Origin of the sequence: Prosthecobacter sp. (assembly GCF_044227185.1) — a bacterium.
Lineage (GTDB): Bacteria > Verrucomicrobiota > Verrucomicrobiia > Verrucomicrobiales > Verrucomicrobiaceae > Prosthecobacter.
On sequence record NZ_JBGAFO010000009.1, the window covers coordinates 29,879 to 47,266 of the forward strand.

The 17,388-nt window shown below is 62.5% G+C and carries 13 protein-coding genes; 5 read left to right on the top strand and 8 right to left on the bottom strand.

Features of this window, described 5'->3' with window-relative positions; all coding sequences use genetic code 11:
- The first annotated feature begins 102 nt into the window (after positions 1–102).
- Positions 103–993 (top strand): class I SAM-dependent methyltransferase, encoded by an 891-nt coding sequence (locus ACILSQ_RS20465; protein WP_395745514.1) that lies wholly within the window; start codon positions 103–105, stop codon positions 991–993.
- A gap of 329 nt (positions 994–1,322) precedes the next feature.
- Here the strand turns inward: ACILSQ_RS20465 and ACILSQ_RS20470 are convergent, their stop codons facing one another.
- The 3 genes from ACILSQ_RS20470 to ACILSQ_RS20480 are packed head-to-tail and all read right to left on the bottom strand — an operon-like array spanning position 1,323 to position 3,506.
- Complete coding sequence (locus tag ACILSQ_RS20470) at positions 1,323–1,877, bottom strand: hypothetical protein (RefSeq protein WP_395745515.1); 555 nt, start codon at positions 1,875–1,877, stop codon at positions 1,323–1,325.
- Between the two features lie 2 nt (positions 1,878–1,879).
- On the bottom strand, positions 1,880–2,980 hold the full coding sequence (gene dprA, locus ACILSQ_RS20475) for a DNA-processing protein DprA (protein WP_395745516.1): 1,101 nt from the start codon (positions 2,978–2,980) through the stop codon (positions 1,880–1,882).
- Between the two features lie 13 nt (positions 2,981–2,993).
- Positions 2,994–3,506, bottom strand: a complete 513-nt coding sequence (locus tag ACILSQ_RS20480) for a hypothetical protein (RefSeq protein WP_395745517.1) — start codon at positions 3,504–3,506, stop codon at positions 2,994–2,996.
- A gap of 184 nt (positions 3,507–3,690) precedes the next feature.
- On the opposite strand from ACILSQ_RS20480, the gene purQ reads away from it, so the two are divergent.
- From purQ to ACILSQ_RS20495, 3 genes are all read left to right on the top strand, one after another.
- Positions 3,691–4,401 (top strand): phosphoribosylformylglycinamidine synthase I, encoded by a 711-nt coding sequence (gene purQ / locus ACILSQ_RS20485; RefSeq protein ID WP_395745518.1) that lies wholly within the window; start codon positions 3,691–3,693, stop codon positions 4,399–4,401.
- Positions 4,402–4,549: 148 nt separating this feature from the next.
- Positions 4,550–7,855, top strand: a complete 3,306-nt coding sequence (locus ACILSQ_RS20490) for a fused MFS/spermidine synthase (RefSeq protein WP_395745519.1) — start codon at positions 4,550–4,552, stop codon at positions 7,853–7,855.
- A gap of 66 nt (positions 7,856–7,921) precedes the next feature.
- Complete coding sequence (locus ACILSQ_RS20495; RefSeq protein WP_395745520.1) at positions 7,922–9,247, top strand: ABC transporter permease; 1,326 nt, start codon at positions 7,922–7,924, stop codon at positions 9,245–9,247.
- Positions 9,248–9,276: 29 nt separating this feature from the next.
- Here the strand turns inward: ACILSQ_RS20495 and ACILSQ_RS20500 are convergent, their stop codons facing one another.
- Positions 9,277–11,289, bottom strand: coding sequence for a heavy metal translocating P-type ATPase (locus ACILSQ_RS20500; protein ID WP_395745521.1), 2,013 nt, complete (start codon positions 11,287–11,289; stop codon positions 9,277–9,279).
- Positions 11,290–11,439: 150 nt separating this feature from the next.
- On the opposite strand from ACILSQ_RS20500, the gene ACILSQ_RS20505 reads away from it, so the two are divergent.
- Entirely contained in the window at positions 11,440–11,742 is a 303-nt protein-coding gene (locus ACILSQ_RS20505) for a hypothetical protein (protein ID WP_395745522.1), read from the top strand.
- A 231-nt stretch (positions 11,743–11,973) separates the two neighbouring features.
- On the opposite strand, the gene ACILSQ_RS20510 is transcribed toward ACILSQ_RS20505, so the two are convergent.
- From ACILSQ_RS20510 to ACILSQ_RS20525, 4 genes are all read right to left on the bottom strand, one after another.
- The gene (locus ACILSQ_RS20510) at positions 11,974–12,327 is read right to left on the bottom strand and encodes a hypothetical protein (protein ID WP_395745523.1); all 354 of its coding nucleotides are present in this window, start codon (positions 12,325–12,327) and stop codon (positions 11,974–11,976) included.
- Positions 12,328–12,447: 120 nt separating this feature from the next.
- On the bottom strand, positions 12,448–12,921 hold the full coding sequence (locus tag ACILSQ_RS20515) for a hypothetical protein (RefSeq protein ID WP_395745524.1): 474 nt from the start codon (positions 12,919–12,921) through the stop codon (positions 12,448–12,450).
- A gap of 59 nt (positions 12,922–12,980) precedes the next feature.
- Complete coding sequence (locus ACILSQ_RS20520; protein ID WP_395745525.1) at positions 12,981–16,160, bottom strand: efflux RND transporter permease subunit; 3,180 nt, start codon at positions 16,158–16,160, stop codon at positions 12,981–12,983.
- A 15-nt stretch (positions 16,161–16,175) separates the two neighbouring features.
- Positions 16,176–17,369 (bottom strand): efflux RND transporter periplasmic adaptor subunit, encoded by a 1,194-nt coding sequence (locus ACILSQ_RS20525; RefSeq protein ID WP_395745526.1) that lies wholly within the window; start codon positions 17,367–17,369, stop codon positions 16,176–16,178.
- Between the last annotated feature and the right edge of the window lie 19 nt (positions 17,370–17,388).

Sequence of the window (17,388 nt, forward strand, 5' to 3'; positions counted from 1 at the left end):
AAGTGGGTGAGGCTGGCATAGGAGCCCATTTGAGGGAAGATAAAAGTAAGGACATTGTGCGGGACCTGCTGGCATTCCCCATCTGCTGCGACATCATGCCGCATGCCGCAGCCCCCACGCCGTCCCTTCCGCCCCCGCCCCTCGCCCAGCACGGAGCCGGGTGCTCGTGGGCAGGAGGAGCGCCCCCAGGGCCGCCGCGAATTTGGCAGCCGCCCGCAGGGAAATCGCCCGCAGGCCAGCCGCGAACACGGCACCTCCTGGGAAAAATCCGCCGACTGGTACGACCGCATCATTGGCGAGCGGGGCTCAGAGCTCTACCAGGCCGTTGTCATTCCCGGCGCGCTCAAACTGCTGGCGCCAAAGCGTGGCGAGCGCGTGCTGGATCTCGGCTGCGGCCAGGGCGTTTTCTCCCGCGCGCTGGCGCAGGCCGGCTGCCAGGTCACTGGCGTGGATGCCGCCCCCACCTTGATTCAAAAAGCGCGCACCTACCCCGTGAAGCCCCCGGTGCGCTACCTCGCCCGTGATGCCGCGCAGATCGAGGACTTGGGAGAGTTTGACCTCGCCTCTGCTATTCTCTGCGTGCAAAACATGGAGCATCTCGATGTCGTTGCCGCCGCCGCCGCCAAGGTGCTCAGGCCCGGCGGCCGCATGCTCTGGGTCGTCAATCATCCCGCCTTCCGCATTCCCCGCCAGTCCGCCTGGGGGCATGATGAAGAGCGCAAGATTCAGTATCGCCGCACCGATGCCTACAGCAGCACGCTCAGCATCCCGATTGTGATGCATCCCGGCAAGGCTGACAGTGAAAGCACCACCTCCTTCCACCGCAGCCTGCAAACCCTCACCGCCACCGGCTTCTCCGCGGGAATGGTATTGGCTGGTATCGAGGAATGGTACTCTCACAAAGAGAGCCAGCCCGGGCCGAGGGCACGTGCGGAGAACCGGGCGCGGAAGGAGTTCCCGCTGTTTCTGGCGCTGCTGTGGGAGAAGCGGTGAAGTCTTTGCCTGCAAGACGCTCAGATAATACCACGATCCATTAAAAACGGGTATGTCGGGATGGATGTTTGAATGATGATCGCCAGCGGTAGAGCTCACGCGGGCGCGGAGCGTTTTGGAATGCGCCGGACCTCCGGCGTGTTTGCATGCCCAGGGTTCGCGCAAACTCCAGAGGGCTGGAGCACTCCGGGACGCTGCGCTTAGGGCACGACGTGAGCGTGAGGGATCAGGATGATCCCTGTCCTGTCAGAATGAGGGCTCACACATCCTCTCATCTGAGAGCCTTCTCCGGTCGATATGCATACCAGTTTTCAACGGATCGTGATGCGTCAGGCCGCAGGCATCAAGGTGCCCACACAGGCATGCGCCCGGGTGCAGATGTCCTTGAATTCCCCCCGCGGCATCGTCAAAGAAAGCCAGTGAATGGATTCCGTGCCGTCATGCACCATGTGGTTCCATTGCGGCAGGTCGTCATCATCGTCCTGAAAATGGTCGTTTCGGATCAGCAGCAGCACGAAATCCGTGGGGCGTCCGAAGACCAGCATGGAAAAGGAGTCTGTCACCGGCCCCAGTTGAAACGTCAGGTGCCTGTGATGCATCTCATGATCTGCCAGCACTCTCTCCAGCAGTTGTTCAGCACTGCTGGAGAATGGCATCTCCCAGTAGATGTCTGTCGCACTCCAGTGATCGGTCGAAAAAAGCCCCGTAGGCCAGCCATAAAAAGCAATTCCCAAGTTACCCCAGGTGTCAGCCCGGTTGAGATGAATGCCGAAGGCGTAAAAGCCGAGCCGGCATTGACCTCCGAAGTCCAGCTCACTGCCGACCTCAATAGCGAAGTCATCGCGGCATCCGAAATAATTCATCGTGGCGGGCGCGGATTTCATAGTCACACCAGCCTCACATACCTCCGCCCTGGCAGCGCGCGGATCAGCCGCTTCATCTCCAGACGCATGAGGGTGGAGGACACCGTGGCGGGCGTGAGGCCGGAGGTGGTGGTGATGTCGTTGATGTGGGCTTCGTCCGTGCTGATGGCCTTGTAGAGGATTTCCTCCTCCAGGGTGAGCGTGGCGGCGGGGCGCGACTCTTCGACCTGCGGGGGCTTGGGGGCGGTGGGGAAGAGCGTCATCAAGTCGTCGAGTACATCGGCGCCGTCCATGATGAGCTTGGCACCCTGCTGGATGAGGCGGTTGCAGCCGGCGGAGGTGGGTTTGTCGATGGGGCCGGGCACGGCATAGACGGTGCGCCCCTGCTCGGTGGCCTGCTGCGCGGTGATGAGGGAGCCGCTGCGCAGCGGGGCCTCCACCACGATCAAGCCGCAGCCCCATCCGGCGACGATGCGGTTGCGGTAGGGAAAGGTTTGTTTGTCCGCGATGCGGTCCACCGGATACTCGCTGATCACCGCCCCGTTTTGCGCGATGCGCTCTGCCAGCGCCATGTTTTCCGGCGGGTAAAGTTTGCCCATGCCGGAGCCGATGACGGCCACGGTGCGACCTTTCGCCGCGAGCGCGGCTTCATGAGCGGCCGTGTCGATGCCACGGGCGAGACCGCTGACCACAGTGTAGCCAGCGTAGGCGATCTGAAAGCTGAGCTTCTTGGTGGTGCTGAGGCCGTAGTTGGTGGCATGGCGGCTGCCTACCACGCCGAGGGCATTATGGTCGCGCTTGGTGAGCTCTCCCCAGACGGTGAGGACGAGCGGGGGATTGTAGATTTCCCGCAGGAGCGGTGGGTAGAGTTCGTCCTCCTGCGTGAGCAGGGTGAGGTCACGTTCCTGGATCTTTTTGAGTTCGCCAGCCAGATCGACCTGCGATTCCCATCCGGCGATGCTTTCCGCCTGTGCGAGGCCGAAGCCTTCGACGTGGAGAATGTCGCTGCTCTTTGCGCTGAGGATGCGCTCCGGGCTGCCGAAGTGCTGCAGGAGCTTGCGCACACGCACGGGCCCGACCTGCGGGAGCAGATTCAGCACAAGCCAGGCTTCGGTGCGGGTCATTGCACTCTATAGCTCAGGCGACGGAAGCGGTGGCTTCGCCGTTTTTTGCGGCAGCAGCGGCGGATTCCGGCAGGGCGACATTGGTCTGCGAGGAGCCGGAGCCGATGAGTTTGCGGAAGATTTTCTGCGGGAAGGACTGGCCCTTCTCCTCATTTTCGAGCTGGCCGAGGGCGGCAGATTTGGCCATCTCCCAGGCGGGGGCAAAACCGGGGGCGCTGATGATCATCTGCTTCTCCGCACGGGCCAGGATTTCCAGCTCGCGCTGCATTTTGTTGTCCGGGCGCTCGTTCAGGCGGGCGATCTGCATGCGCAGGTTTTCGTTTTCCTGCTTCAGGGAGGCGCGCTCTTTGCTGAGGTCCTGGCTTTGCTTGGAGTCGAGGTCCAGCTTGTCGCTGAGCATGCCCTTGTAGCGCTTGAGTTCGCGCTTGGTCTTCCAGTGGCCCCACAGGGACTGGACGAGGAAAATGCCGCAGAGCAGGATGCCGTAAATGAAGGTGTTCTGGGGGGCGAGGAGTTCTTTGAACATGGCTTGGCAAGGTTAATCGCATGCCATGGGGTGCGCAACCGGGCAAAAGTTTTGGATTCATTCCTCTGTGTGGGCAGCCAGGGTGGACCCAAGACCGGAGTCAAACCATCGCTCCCGAAACATGAGCCAGGATGTGTGGTTGCATCCCGCGGCGGCATCGCCTAGATGCAGGGAGCCATAACCCATGCCCCACGCCCTTCTTCTCAAGTTTCCTGGAACCAATTGCGACGCCGAAACCGCCCGCGCTCTGGAGGCGGCGGGCTTCACCGCGGAGGTGCTGCCGGTGGCTCTGCTGGAGCCCGCAGCGCTGGACAAGGCGCAGATGATCGTGTTTTCTGGCGGCTTCAGCTATGGGGACTACGTGATGTCCGGCCGCATCGCTCAGCTCATCACCAAATCCAAGCTGGGCGACCAGCTCAAAACCTTCGTGGACAAGGGCGGTTACGCCCTGGGCATCTGCAATGGCTTCCAAATCCTGACCCAGCTCGACCTCCTGCCCAAGGGCAGCCTGATTCACAACACCAGCGGCCGCTTCATCTGCCGCTGGGTGGGCCTGAAGAAGACGAAGGGCAAGGCCAGCCCCTACCTCAGCAAGCTGCCGGAGAATTTCGAACTGCCCGTGGCCCATGCGGAAGGTCGTCTGGTGACGGAGGGGGATGCCGCCGCCGGCTATGTGAAGTCCGGGCACGCCGCGCTGCTGTATGCCACGAATGTGAACGGCTCCACCAATGCCATCGCAGGACTGCAGGATGACACGGGCCGTGTCTTTGGCCTGATGCCGCACCCGGAGCGCTTCATTTTCAAGAGCCAGCATTATGATCCGGATTGGAACGGCGACAGCCAGTTTGGCTGGGGGCACTACCTGTTCCAGTCGGCCCGTGAGGCCTTGAACTGAGGCAGGGGATTCCGAGAGGAAGGACCTATGGGGTGGGGGTATGCTGGGCTGATTTAGCCCAGTATTTATAGTTAATTCGTTCTCACTCGAACGAATTCGTTTGTAATAATATGGTATTTATATAAAATACTTGTTAATTACTTAGATCATGAAAGCAGCCACCGTCCCGACCTCCACCTTTCATTCCAGTGCTCGCATGACTCAGGTGGCCTTGGCCGGCATTCTCATGCTCTCGGGTTTCTGCTCGCTGGTGTACCAGACTGTGTGGCTGCGGGAGTTCCGGCTGGTTTTTGGCGGGGCGGCCCCGGCGGCAGCAGCGGTGATGGCGGTGTTCATGGGGGGGCTTGGTTTTGGGGGCAAGCTGTTTGGCTCGTGGGTGGAGCGCGTAGGACGCCCATTTCGGTTTTATGCCCGGCTGGAGGTCGGCATTGCCATCGCGGCCGTGGCTTCTCCGATGCTGCTCGGGCTGGCGCGTTCGCTCTATTTGAAGACAGGGGGGACGGCGGGCATGGGCCTGGGGCTGGCGACCTGCCTGCAACTGCTGATGACTGTTCTGGTGCTGGGCGTGCCCTGTTTCCTGATGGGAGGCACTTTGCCTGCGGCGATGAAATTTGCGCAGCGCGATGATGATCCGCGCCGCTCGACCACCGCGTTCTTTTATGGCATCAACATCGCCGGGGCGGTGACGGGGGCTGTTTTGAGCACGTTCTGGCTGCTGCCGATGCTGGGAAACAAAGGCGCGCTCACCATCGCGGTGCTGGCAAATCTGGGCATCGCTCTGGCGGCGGGAGCGATCTCGCTGGTGCAGGAAAAGGAGACGCGCCAGCCGGCCGCGGCGGCGGAAGAAGCAGCGGAGGAAAAGGCGGGGGCCAAGGCTCCGGCGGCCTTTGTGCTGGCGGCGGCCTTCATGAGCGGCTTCACCTTCTTTGTGGCGGAGCTGGTGTGGTATCGCGTTTCCACGCCGCTGCTGGGCGGCTCGGTCTATGGTTTTGGTCTGGTGCTGTGCGTGGTGCTCTCGGGCATGGGCATCGGTGGGCTGCTGTATGCGCTCATCTTGAAAAAGGCGGAGCCCAGCGCCGCGGGCTTCACGCTCGTCTCGGCGCTGCAGGCGCTGGCCATTCTGCTGCCCTATGCGCTGGGAGACCGCATCGCGCATCTGGCGCTTATTTTCAATGACAGCCTGCGTGGCGTGGGCCTGGGGGAGATGGCCATGGGCTGGGGAGTGGTGATGGGTGCGCTGGCTTTTCTGCCTTCGCTGCTCAGCGGCATTCAGTTTCCGCTGCTCGTGTCCCTGCTGGGCCGTGGCAATGCGGGCGTGGGCCGGCAGCTCGGGCGTGCTTATCTTTGGAACACCTTTGGCTCGATCACCGGATCGTTGCTCGGCGGATTCCTGCTGGTGCCGCTGCTGGGGCTGAAGGGCTGCTGGCTGCTCGCGGCACTGCTGGTGGCGGCGATGTCCGCCGCCTCGCTGTGGCTGCAGCTTCGCGGGCAGGGGGAAGGGGCTGCGGAGTCCCTGGCTGTGCGCTTCAACGGGAACGGCCGCATCGCTCTCGCGGCGCTGGTGGTGTGCGGGTTTTTCGCGCTGGGCACCACGGGGCCGACGGCGGTGTGGATGCACACGCCCATCGGCTACGGCCGGGTGTCGCAGGACTATCGCACGGCGCTCGGGCTGGAAAGCTGGCAGCGTGGCGCGCAGCGTTCGCTGGTGCAGGCCTATGATGGCCGTGAGACAAGCGTCGCGGTCGTGGGCGGCATGCAGTATGCGTTTTTGACCAATGGCAAGAGCGACGGCTCCGCGGTGAGCGACGCTGGCACGCAGGTGATGCTGGGCATCACGGGAGCGATTTTGCATCCTAATCCGCAGAACGCCTGTGTCGTCGGTCTGGGCACCGGCACCACGGCGGGCTGGCTGGCGGATGTGCCAGGCATGCAGCGTGTGGATGTGCTCGAGCTGGAAGAGGAGATCCGCAAGGTGGCGAAGTTTTTCGATCCCGTGAGCCGGAACGCGATGCAGCATCCGCGCGTCAACAACATCACGGGAGACGCGCGCGAATTCCTGCTCACGAAGGGCGAGAACTACGATCTCATCGTCTCCGAGCCCTCGAATCCCTGCCGTGCCGGGGTGGCGAATCTCTACACGCGGGAGTTTTACCGCAATGCCAGCCAGCGCCTGACGAAGAACGGCATTTTCTGCCAGTGGCTGCAGGGGTATGAAGTGGAGCCCGGCACCATCACCACCGTGATCAGCACGCTGCGCCAGGTGTTTCCGAAAGTCGAGGTGTGGGGCACGCAGAGCGTGGACATGCTGCTGATCTGCTCGAATGATGAGACGCCCTGGCAGCTCGAATCGCTGCGCCGACGCGTCAAACTGGAGCCCATGGCCGAGGCGGTGCAGCGCTTCTGGAAGACTGACAGCGCCGAAGGATTTCTGACCGGCTGCCTGGCCAACAGCGACTACTGCACGGCGCTGGCCGCCTCCTGCAAGACAGTGAACACCGACGACATGAACCGCCTGGAGTTCAGCTTTGCGCGCAGCGTGGCGAAACAGACCAACTGCTCCTATGATCTCGTGCGCGCCGCCACCCGCGCGGGCTGCCATCTGCCGAAGATTGATGCCCCCCTCGACATGCAGCGCTACTACGCCGAGCGTGTGCACATGCCGGGCCGGCTGTGGGACTCAGCCTCGGCCGAGGTGCTGCCAGCGGATGCGCCGGCCGAGTTTCGTGCACGGGTGGACACGCTGCGGCCCTACTGGAAGCAAGACTACGCCGCCTATCTCGCCGCTCCCGTGCCCGCCGAGCCTGTGCTGGCGGCTCGAGTGCTCCAGGCCTTTGCCAAGGCGCGCACTGGAGCACCGGACGCCTTTGCCGCCATTGATGCCATCGCTGCACGGTTTCCGGCCGATGCGCATTTTCTGCGCGCCATCGCCAGTCAGACGCAGCAGAATCCGGCAGCCGCACTGCTTCACATCGAGCATGGGCTGGACAGCCTGATGGCCGCCCCCTGGTGCAACACCTCACTGGTCAGCGAAGCAGTGCAGATGCTGGGCAAGCTGGCCCGGTCCAAGGAGGCGGTGCAGGATCCGCGTTTCCTGGTGGTTTTTGACAAGCTGGGACGTGAGTATCCGGTGCACATCGCCCGCAACATCCTGCTGGGCATGCGCTGTGAAATGGCCATGCACCTGAAGCTTCCGCAGCAGCTCGCGGCGGTGGAGAGCCTGGGGCTGCCCTATCCCTGGCAGGGCCAGGCGCTGGCCCTGCGCGTCAGCGCCTTCCTGCAGGCCAATGATCCACGTCTCGATGCGGCCATGGCGGAAATGAACCGCTTTCTGGATCAAGGCGGCTCCATCGGTGGCGAGGCGCCCCCGTTTGTGGTCCAGGTGAAACCTTCCGTGCCCGCCACAGCGCCGGCGCAGGAGATGGTGGTGGGCTCGCAGGCCCAGGCCGGAGAGTGATTCCCCGGGGGCTGCGAGATCGTGGCAATTTCATGCGCTGACGGGCGTATGATTCAGACCCCCTGAATGTCGTTCCTCGCCTCGCACCCTGTACTCCGTCTCATCGCCTCGCCCCAGCACCTGTGGCGCACCCTGTCCCTGGGCATCAAAACCATCTGGCTGCACAAGCTGCGCTCCTTTCTGACCGCGCTCGGCGTGGTCTTTGGCGTGGCCTCCGTGGTCGCCATGCTGGCCATTGGTGAAGGAGCCAGCTATGAGGCGCAGGAGCAGATCCGCAAGCTGGGCAGCCAGAACATCATTTTGCACAGCGCCAAGCCGCCGGACGGGCAGGGTTCCAGTGGTGAATCCCGCAGCATGATCAGCGAGTATGGGATCACCCTGCGTGACATCGACCAGATCCGCCAGACGGTGCCGGGCATCCGCGTGGTGGTGCCCAGTCGCTACATTTCGGAAAACATCTGGAATCTGGACCGCAGCGTGGACGGCCACGTCATGGGCGTGCTGCCCATCTATCCTGAAATGCGCAACCGTCGCATTCTACAGGGCCGCTTTTTCAATGACATGGAGATGAAGGATTTTCTTCCGGTCTGTGTCATCAACCAGACCGTGGCCGCGCGGCTATTTCAGCTCTCCACGCCGGTGGGCAAGTCGGTTCGGGTGAAGGGCTTTTATTACAAGGTCATCGGCATCATCGAGGATGAGGGGCAGAGCGTCGGAACCGACGCCGCAGGGGGAAACCCCTCGGCAGATGCGCAGGCGCAGATCATGATCCCGTTCACCACGCTGATGGACCAGTACGGCGAGGTGTTCTTCCGCTTCCGCACGGGGGGCTTTGAGGCGGAAAAGGTGCAGTTTCACGAGGCCGTGGTCCGTGTGGATGACGTGAACATGGTGGAAAGCCGCGCCGAGGCCATCCGCCACATCATGACCAGCAATCACAAGAAGGAGGACTGGCGCATCATCGTTCCCGTCGAGCTGCTGAAGCAGGCGGAGCGCACCAAGCAGATTTTCAGCATCGTGCTGGGCAGCATTGCCGCCATCTCGCTGCTCGTGGGCGGCATCGGCATCATGAACATCATGCTGGCCAGCGTGACGGAGCGCACGCGGGAGATCGGCATCCGCCGTGCCCTCGGCGCGCGGCAGAACGACATCGTGGTGCAGTTCCTCATCGAGACCGTGCTCCTCGCCGGTGTCGGCGGCGTTCTCGGCGTGGTGCTTGGCCTGAGCATCCCCATGGCGGTGACAAAGTTTGCCGGAGTGACGACCGTGATCAAGATGTGGTCACCGATCCTGGCCTTCTCCATCTCCGTGATCACCGGCATCGCGTTTGGGATTTATCCCGCGCGACGTGCGGCGCAGATGAATCCGGTGGAGGCGCTGCGGCATACGTAAAAAGCATGGGAAGCCGCGCTGCAGAGCAGTCATGTTTTTGATCCACTCCGAAGCAACCGCAAAGCGTTCAAAATGACGAGCAGCGTGGCCCCGGTGTCGGCGAGGATGGCGAGCCAGAGGCTGGCGTGGCCGGTGAAGGCGAGGATGAGAAAGACGGCCTTGATGACGAGGGCGAAGGCGATGTTGAAGCGGATGATGGCGAGGGTGCGGCGGCCGAGGACGATGGCTTCGGCAACGCGGGTGAGATCGTCCTGCATGAGGGCCATGTCGGCGGTCTCGATGGCGGTGTCGCTGCCAATGGCGCCCATGGCGATGCCGACGCTGGCGAGCGCGAGAGCGGGCGCGTCATTGACGCCGTCGCCGATCATGCCGACGTGACGGTACTGATCGAGGAGGCGGCGCACGTGCTCGATTTTCTCCTCGGGCATGAGGTCGCCGTAGGCTTCGTCGATGCCTGCGGTCCTGGCGATGGCATCGACGGTGCGCTGGTTGTCACCGCTGAGCATGACGACTTTTTCCAGGCCGGCCTCATGCAGGAGCTTGAGGGCATGGCCGGCTTCTGGCCGGAGGGTGTCGCCGATGCTGATGATGCCGAGAGCGGCGCCGGCGCAGCCTTCGTGGGGTGTGTGGCCGAGGATGGCGAGGGACTCGCCCTTGGCCTCGATCTCGGTGAGTTTTGACTCGATCTCTGGTGAGCAGACGCCCAGGCTGTGAGTGAGCTTGTGATTGCCGATGAAATGAGGATGCCCCTCGATGACGGCGCTGGCACCGCGGCCGTGGAGCGAGCGATAATCATCCGCAGTGGCGAAGCGGATGCCGCGCTCTTTGGCAAACGCAGTGACCGCAGCGGCGAGCGGGTGGGTGCTATGGGAGTCGATGGCGGCGGCTTTACGCAGGATTTCGTCTTCGGATGCATCGCCCAGCGGGATGATGCCCGTGACCCGCGGACGCCCCTGGGTGATGGTGCCGGTCTTGTCCACGGCGAGGACGCGGAGCCTGCCGACTTCCTCCAGAGCGGCGCCGCCTTTGATCAGCACGCCGCGCCGCGCCAGCGCCGTGAGGCCGGAGACAATGGAGACCGGCGTGGCGATGACGAGGGCGCAGGGGCAGGCGATGACGAGCAGGACGAGCGCCCGATAGGCCCAATGCGCCCACGGCGTGCCGAACAGCAGAGGAGGCAGAAGAGTGACGAGGATGGCGGCCACAAACACGGCGGGTGTGTAGATGCGGGCAAAGGTGTCCACAAAGCGCTGCGTGGGGGCCTTCTGCTCCTCCGCTTCTTCGACGAGCTTGATGATGCGCGCGAGCTTGGAGTCTGATGCCGCCTTGGTGACTTCAACGATGAGGGAGCCTTCACCATTGATAGTGCCCGCATAGACGGGATCGTTCTTGGTCTTTTCCACCGGCACGGATTCCCCGGTGATGGGAGCCTGGTTCACGCTGGAGCTGCCTTCGAGCACCCGGCCGTCAAGCGGGATGCGCTCGCCGCTACGGACGCTGATGTGAGCTCCGACAATGACTTGGGCAACGGGCGTTTCGGTGGTGGTGCCTCCCTCGCCACGCATCAGCGCTGTTTCGGGCGTGAGCTTGAGCAGGGAGGCGATGGCACGCCGTGCGCGCCCCACGCTCCAGGATTCCAGCAGCTCTGAAAGCGCAAAGAGAAACACCACGGCCGCGGCTTCATTCCCTTCGCCGATGATCCAGGCGCCGGTGACGGCCACGGTCATGAGCAGGTTCATGTCCAGCCGGCCTTTTCTGAGGGACTGCCACGCGGCGGGAACGACGAGGAGCGCGCCCGCGAGAGTGGAGAGCGCGAAGCAGATGTTTTTGATGAGAGGACTGCTGAAAACCATGCCGAGGCCAAGGAGAAGGCCGGAGGCGGCGACGAGGGCGTTGCGTGGCAGGGGGCTGTTGTCATGACCGTGCTCGCAAGCGGACCTGCCGCAGGATTCTTCTGCACCGGGAGCGGCGGAGGCGGGCGCCCTGGCGTGATCTTTAGGATCGTGATGGTGACCTTTATGATCGTCGTCGTAAGTGCTCATGGGATCGTCTTGTTGTTTTCAGATGCAGGCCGGAACTCGGCGCCCGGACCCAAAATTTTTCAGTGTGCGTGAATAGCAGCGAGGAGGCCGCGTCTCATGAGCATGCCGCAAAAATGGCGGCGAAAACCCCAACAAAGACATCCCTCCATCATGAAAAAAATCATCACTCTCCTGGCCATCACGACCGGCTTTGCCGTGATGGCTCCCACCGCCTCCGAAGCTCGCGATCACCACGACCACGGCGGCTTTGCCCCCAGCTTCTCGCACCGCTGCAGCGCGTGCGGCACCTCGGTGTATCGCCAGCAGGTGATCGTGGGGCATGACCGCCATGGCCATCCCGTGTATGGCTGGCGCACCGTGTCCCATAGCTGCCGTCCGGCTCATCACAGCCACGGCCGTCACTTCGGCTCTCCCGGCTTTCAAATGAACTGGGGTGGTCATGGCAGGCATTGAGAGCGCTCTCCACGAGGAGAAGGAATTTCCCGCCGGTGCTGAAGGCCCGGCGGGATTTTATTTTGGCCGAGGTTCATTCATTCATTCGTTTTTGAATGTCGGCCGAGCTGTAAGCTTCACCGACGAGCTTTCCCTCGAAGGAGGCGCGAACGCCCGAGCCATGGCAGCGCACGCCGGGGGCAGGTCAGGTTTGGGAAAGTGGTCTGCGATCCGTCGGAGCGCTCATGAAGTTCAGTGCGGAGATGCTGGCGTCGCTGGCTGCGTGAGCAGCATGATGTGACGCACGAAATCCGGTCCGATGAGGGGATGGTGCAACTGGATTTGAATCCGCATCCCCGGCAGCAAACGGGCGGGCAGTTCTTCCGCCCCGTGGTGCCAAAACTGCGTCCGTGACGAATAAACGAACTGACGCAGGGGGCCGCGGTCCTGAGCAAAAGTGATCCAGCGTGTCTTGTGATCGACGGCCTTCACGATGCCGGTCATCGTGGTGCCCCTCGGCTGTTTTGCCCTGGCGGTGGCCACGAAGCCGAGGGCCAGAGTGACGGCAAGACTGAAGAGGCGGCGGCGTCTCGTTTTCGTTTTCACAGATGGGCATGAGGCGCCCGGGCCGCCAAGATTTGAGAAGAACCGGAGTGTTTCATGAACGTGGTCGCCGGCCGCAGCGCCGCCATGGTGAGCGGCGCTGAGGCGGCTGATGGACGAAGGTTATTTCTTTTTCTCTTCATCCCCATGCGCGCAGGTGCAGGCGTACTCCTTGTTCTTGCAGGTGGGGCACTGCTCCAGGTTGAGGTTGAATTTTTCGTTGACCGCCTTGGCGCCTTCCTTGGCGCGGATTTGCACCACGGTGGGGTGGTCGTTGCCGGCGGGGATGGCTTTGTCGCTGATGAGCTTGTCGCCTTCTTTGGTGAAGGAGAGCTTGGTGGGTGCCGAGCGGTCGCCGAGAGTGACACTGACGACCTGGCTTCCGGGAGCGACGACTTTGTTGTCGTCATTGATGAAGCGGATCTCGACCTTGTTTTCCTTGTTCACAAAGAACTCGGCATACGGCTCGACTTCGGTGATGAGGCGGCCTCCGGTGGGGCCGGCTTTGATTTTTTCGTGGTCGTGCTTGTCGTCTGCGGCATTGATCGTGCAGGCGAGGGCGAGGGTGAGAAGGGTGGTGATGAGTTTGGTTTTCATGGTGATGCGTTTGTGTTTGTTCTGATGTTCTGCTGGTGCGTGTTTCTAACGGAAATGGCTTAGTGGGAAGCTGGCGCATCCTCAGCGATGGCCTGGAGGGCGGCTTTGCGGCCAAGGAGCCAGAACATGGCGGGGGTGATGGCCATATCGAGGAAGGTGGAGGAAACGAGGCCGCCGACGATGACGACGGCCACGGGGTGGAGGATTTCTTTGCCCGGCTGGTCGGCGGCGAGGACAAGCGGAATGAGGCCGATGCCGGCACTCAGCGCGGTCATCAGTACCGGCACGAGGCGCTCCAGGGTGCCGCGCTCGATCATGCTGCGGGTGAATTTCTCCCCCTCATGCCGCATGAGGTGCAGGTAGTGGCTGATCATCATGATGCCATTGCGCGCGGCCACACCACCCACGGCGATGAAGCCAACGAGGGTGGCGATGCTGATGTTGTTGAGCTTGAAATAGGTGAAGGCGAGGCCACCCATGAGGGCAAGGGGGATGTTCACCAGGACCTGCAACGCCAGCGAGGCACTGCGGAAATAGCCGTAGAGCATGAGAAACACAGCGAGGAAAACCACGGCGGAGTAAAGCGCGATGCGTTGCGTGGCCTCCTCCTGAGCCTGAAACTCGCCCTCAAAGGTGATGAAGTAGCCTTCAGGCATTTTGACCTTTTCATTCACGTCCTTGCGCAGGCGCTCCACGAGGTTTGTCACGTCCTGCACGGTGGGCTTGATGGCGAGGGCAAAGCGGCGCTGGCTGGCCTCGCGGAAGATGACGTTGGGGCCTTTGGCTTCGCGGACGTCGGCCACGAGATCGAGCGGGATGTGCTGGCCTTCCTCGGTTTCGATGGGGAGGGAGGCGATCTTGTCTGGCGAGTCGCGCCATTCGATGGGGAGGCGCATGACGAGGCTGACCTTGCGCTGGCCTTCGCGGAGCTCGGCCAGCTCCTGGCCGCCGATGAGGGAGGAGAGCATGAGATTGAGGCGGCCGGGGGCGATGCCGTAGGCTTTGGAGCGGTCGCGGTCTGCCTCGATGCGGAGCTGCGGAATGGTGGCGGTCTGGTCGAGCTTGCAGTCTTCAAAACCAGGGATGGTCCTGGCTATTTTCTGAATCTCGATGCCGATGGAGCGAAGCTGCTCGAGATCGGGGCCGAAGATCTTGATGGCGACGGGGGCGGAAACGCCGCTCATCATGTGGCCGATGCGGTCCGCCAAGGGGCCGCCGACGACGGCGAAGACGCCCGGCACGCTTTTGATCTTCTTCGTGATGTCGGCAAGGACTTCCTTGCGGCTGCGCTCGCCCGCAGCGGCACCTCCGTGACCGGATTTTTTTTCGGCTTCCGGATTGCGGAAATCGACATCAAACTCGGCAGTGCTGACGGGGACGACGTGGTCGCCACGCTCAGCGCGGCCGAGGCGGCGGCCCACCTTGCGCACCTCCGGCACGCTGAGGATCTGCTGCTCAATGACATCTGAGATCTTGTTCATTTCCTCCAGCGAAGTGCCGGGCGCGGCGGTGGCGGCCACCAGCGCGGTCTCCTCCTGGAACTTGGGCAGGAAGTCCTTGTTCATCTGCGGGTAGAGCGAGAACGCAGCCACCAGCAGGACGAGGGCGATGGTGAGCACGAGCGCGGGCTGGTGCAGGGCAAAGCGCAGCAGCGTGCGCCGCAGGAGGCCCTTCATCGCACGTGTCAGCGGGCCGTCCTTGTGCTCATGCCCATCCTTCGGCCGGAGGAAGATGGAGCAGAGCACGGGGATGGCCGTGAGGGAGACGATGAACGACGCGACCATGGAGATGATGGTGGCGATGGCGATGGGTGCGAAGAGCTTTCCCTCCACGCCGGTGAGGCCGAGCAGCGGCAGGAACACCAGAATGATGAGCACGGTGGCGTAGAGGATGGAATTTCGCACTTCGCCGGAGGCTGCGGCGATGACCAGCAGGCGTGGCCGGGGCTCGGTCGTGGCTGCATTTTCCTGCAGGCGGCGGAAGACGTTTTCCACATCTACAATGGCGTCATCCACCACCATGCCGATGGCGACGGCCAGGCCGCCTAGAGTCATGCTGTTCACGCTGATGCCCAGCACCTGGAAGATGAGCATGGTGATGCCGAATGAGAGCGGCATGGCCATCAGCGTGATGAAGGTGGTGCGCAGATTCAGCAGAAAGAAAAACAGCACGATGGTGACCATCACCGCGCCTTCAGCGATGGCGCTTTTAAGATTGCCGATGGCGTTATCAATAAAATCCTTCTGCTGGAAGAGCAGGGTGGTTTCCACGCCTGGAGGAAAGGTCGGCTTCAGCTCATCCAGCGCGGCCTTGATCTGCTCGGTGAGCTTGCGGGTGTCAAAGCCGGGAGCCTTGGTGATGGACATGATGACGCCATAGGTGGGCGATTTTTCCGGGGACTGGCTGACAGTGGCGTCTCCGCGCATGGGCTCGATGCCCCAGGACACGGCGGCCACATCACCAATAGCCACGGGGCGGTCATTCACCTTTTTGATCATTGTCTTGGCGATGTCTCCGAGATCCACGCTCATGGCGAGATTGCGCACCATGATCTCGGTGGGGCCGGTGTTGATGAAGCCGCCGGTGGTCGTGTTGGCGGCTTCGGTGATGGCTTCTTCAAGCTCAGCGAAGGTGATGTTGTTTGCCTGCATCTTCCAGGGATCAGGCTGAACCTCGATGCGTTTCACGCCGCCACCCATGTTGAGGATTTCAGCGATGCCGGAAACGCTTTGCAGGCGGCGCTTGATCGTCCAGTCGGCGAGGGAGCGCACCTCGCGTGGCGGGATGTAGCCGGGCTCGCCCTCCTTGATGGTGCTGCGTACGCCGACGAGGAGAATCTCCCCCATGAGCGAGGCGACGGGCGTCATAAAGGGCTGCACGCCTTCGGGCAGATTTCCACGCGCGCCTTGCAGGCGCTCCTGCACCAGCATGCGGGCGCGGTAGATGTCCGTGTCCCAGCCAAACTCCGCATAGACGAGGGAAAGTGAGACGTCGGAGTTTGAGCGCAGGCGGGTGAGTCCGGCCACGCCGAGCAGAGCGCTTTCAATGGGTTGTGTGACGCGCATCTCCACCTCCTCCGGCGCGAGGCCGGGGGACTCGGTGAGGATGATGACGGTGGGCTTGGTGAGGTCTGGCAGCACCTCCACGGGAAGCTGCGTGGCGGTGCGCAGGCCCATGACCATGAGAATGATGGCGGCACCGATGATGAAGGCGCGGTTGTGCAGCGCCCAATGAATCATTTGATTGAGCATGGACTATGCGGCCTCCTTGGGGGTGGGTTTGTCCTCGGGGTGGTCGTGCTCCTCGTCACGAGGGCTCCGGCGTGTGAGGAGGGAGACGATGAGTAGGAGGGCGAGAATGCCGCTCGTGTACTTCCAGAAGGGGCTGGCTGCGGCGGCGTGTTCGTGATCATGGTCGTGGTCACCTTCATCATGATGATGAGCACCGCCGTTTTTTTTCGCAGCCATCTCGGCACGCTTTTCCGGTGTGAGCTCGCTGCCGTCTTCGGCGTGCTCGTGACCGTGCGCGGCATCCAGCGCTTCTTTGAGCGAGACGGTGCTGGCTCCAGCAAAGGAAAGTGAGTAGGCGCCGCGGGTGACGACCTCATCCGCGGGAAGAAGGCCGTTGGTGATCTCGACATAGCGGTCATTAATTTCACCCACGGTGACGGGCGTTTTGATGAAGGCGTTTTTCAGGTCGAAGTCCTTCACATAGACAAAGCGGTTGCCGCCTTCTCCCTGCAAGGCGGAGCGCGGCACGGCCACCACGTTGTCGCGCTTGCTCATGACAATGCTGAACTCCGCGCGCATCTCGGCGCGGAGCTGGCCGCCCGTGTTTGGCAGGCGGAAGATGGCGTCGATGGTGCCGCTCTGGGGGTCTGCGCTGGTGCCAAAGCGCAGGAGCTCGCCCTCGAACTTTTCCGTGGGGAGGGCGGCCACTTTGATGTGCGCTTTGGTGCCGGGCTTCATCTGTCCGGCCTGATGCTCGGGCACGCGGGCCACGGCATAGACTTCAGTGAGATCGGTGATTTCCAGCACGGCGTTGCTCGGTTCAATGGGAGCGCCGGGATGCTGGTTCACCTGCGTGACGAGTCCGCTGATGGGCGCTTTCAGGACGATGGTGGGCGGCGGATCGCCGGGCTGGCGGCTCTCCACTTTCACCACCTCGTCTCCCTCTTTCACGGTGTCGCCGGGCGCCACGCGCAGATCCACGATGCGCCCGGCGATGCGGCTGCTGAGATCGGCAATTTTTCCCGGGATGGCCTGGATGCGGCCGAGTGAGAAGAGCGTGGTCTCGAAATCGGCTTCCTCGATCTCGACGGTCTCGATGCGAAGATTCTTCACGCCGGTTTCATCCAGCACGATGGTGTTGGCGGCGCGCTTGCTGTCTTCGCCTGCGGCCGTGAGAGCACTGATGAAAAGCAGCACTATGGAAAGAGAATGTGTCATGGCGTCAAAGCTGGGAAGA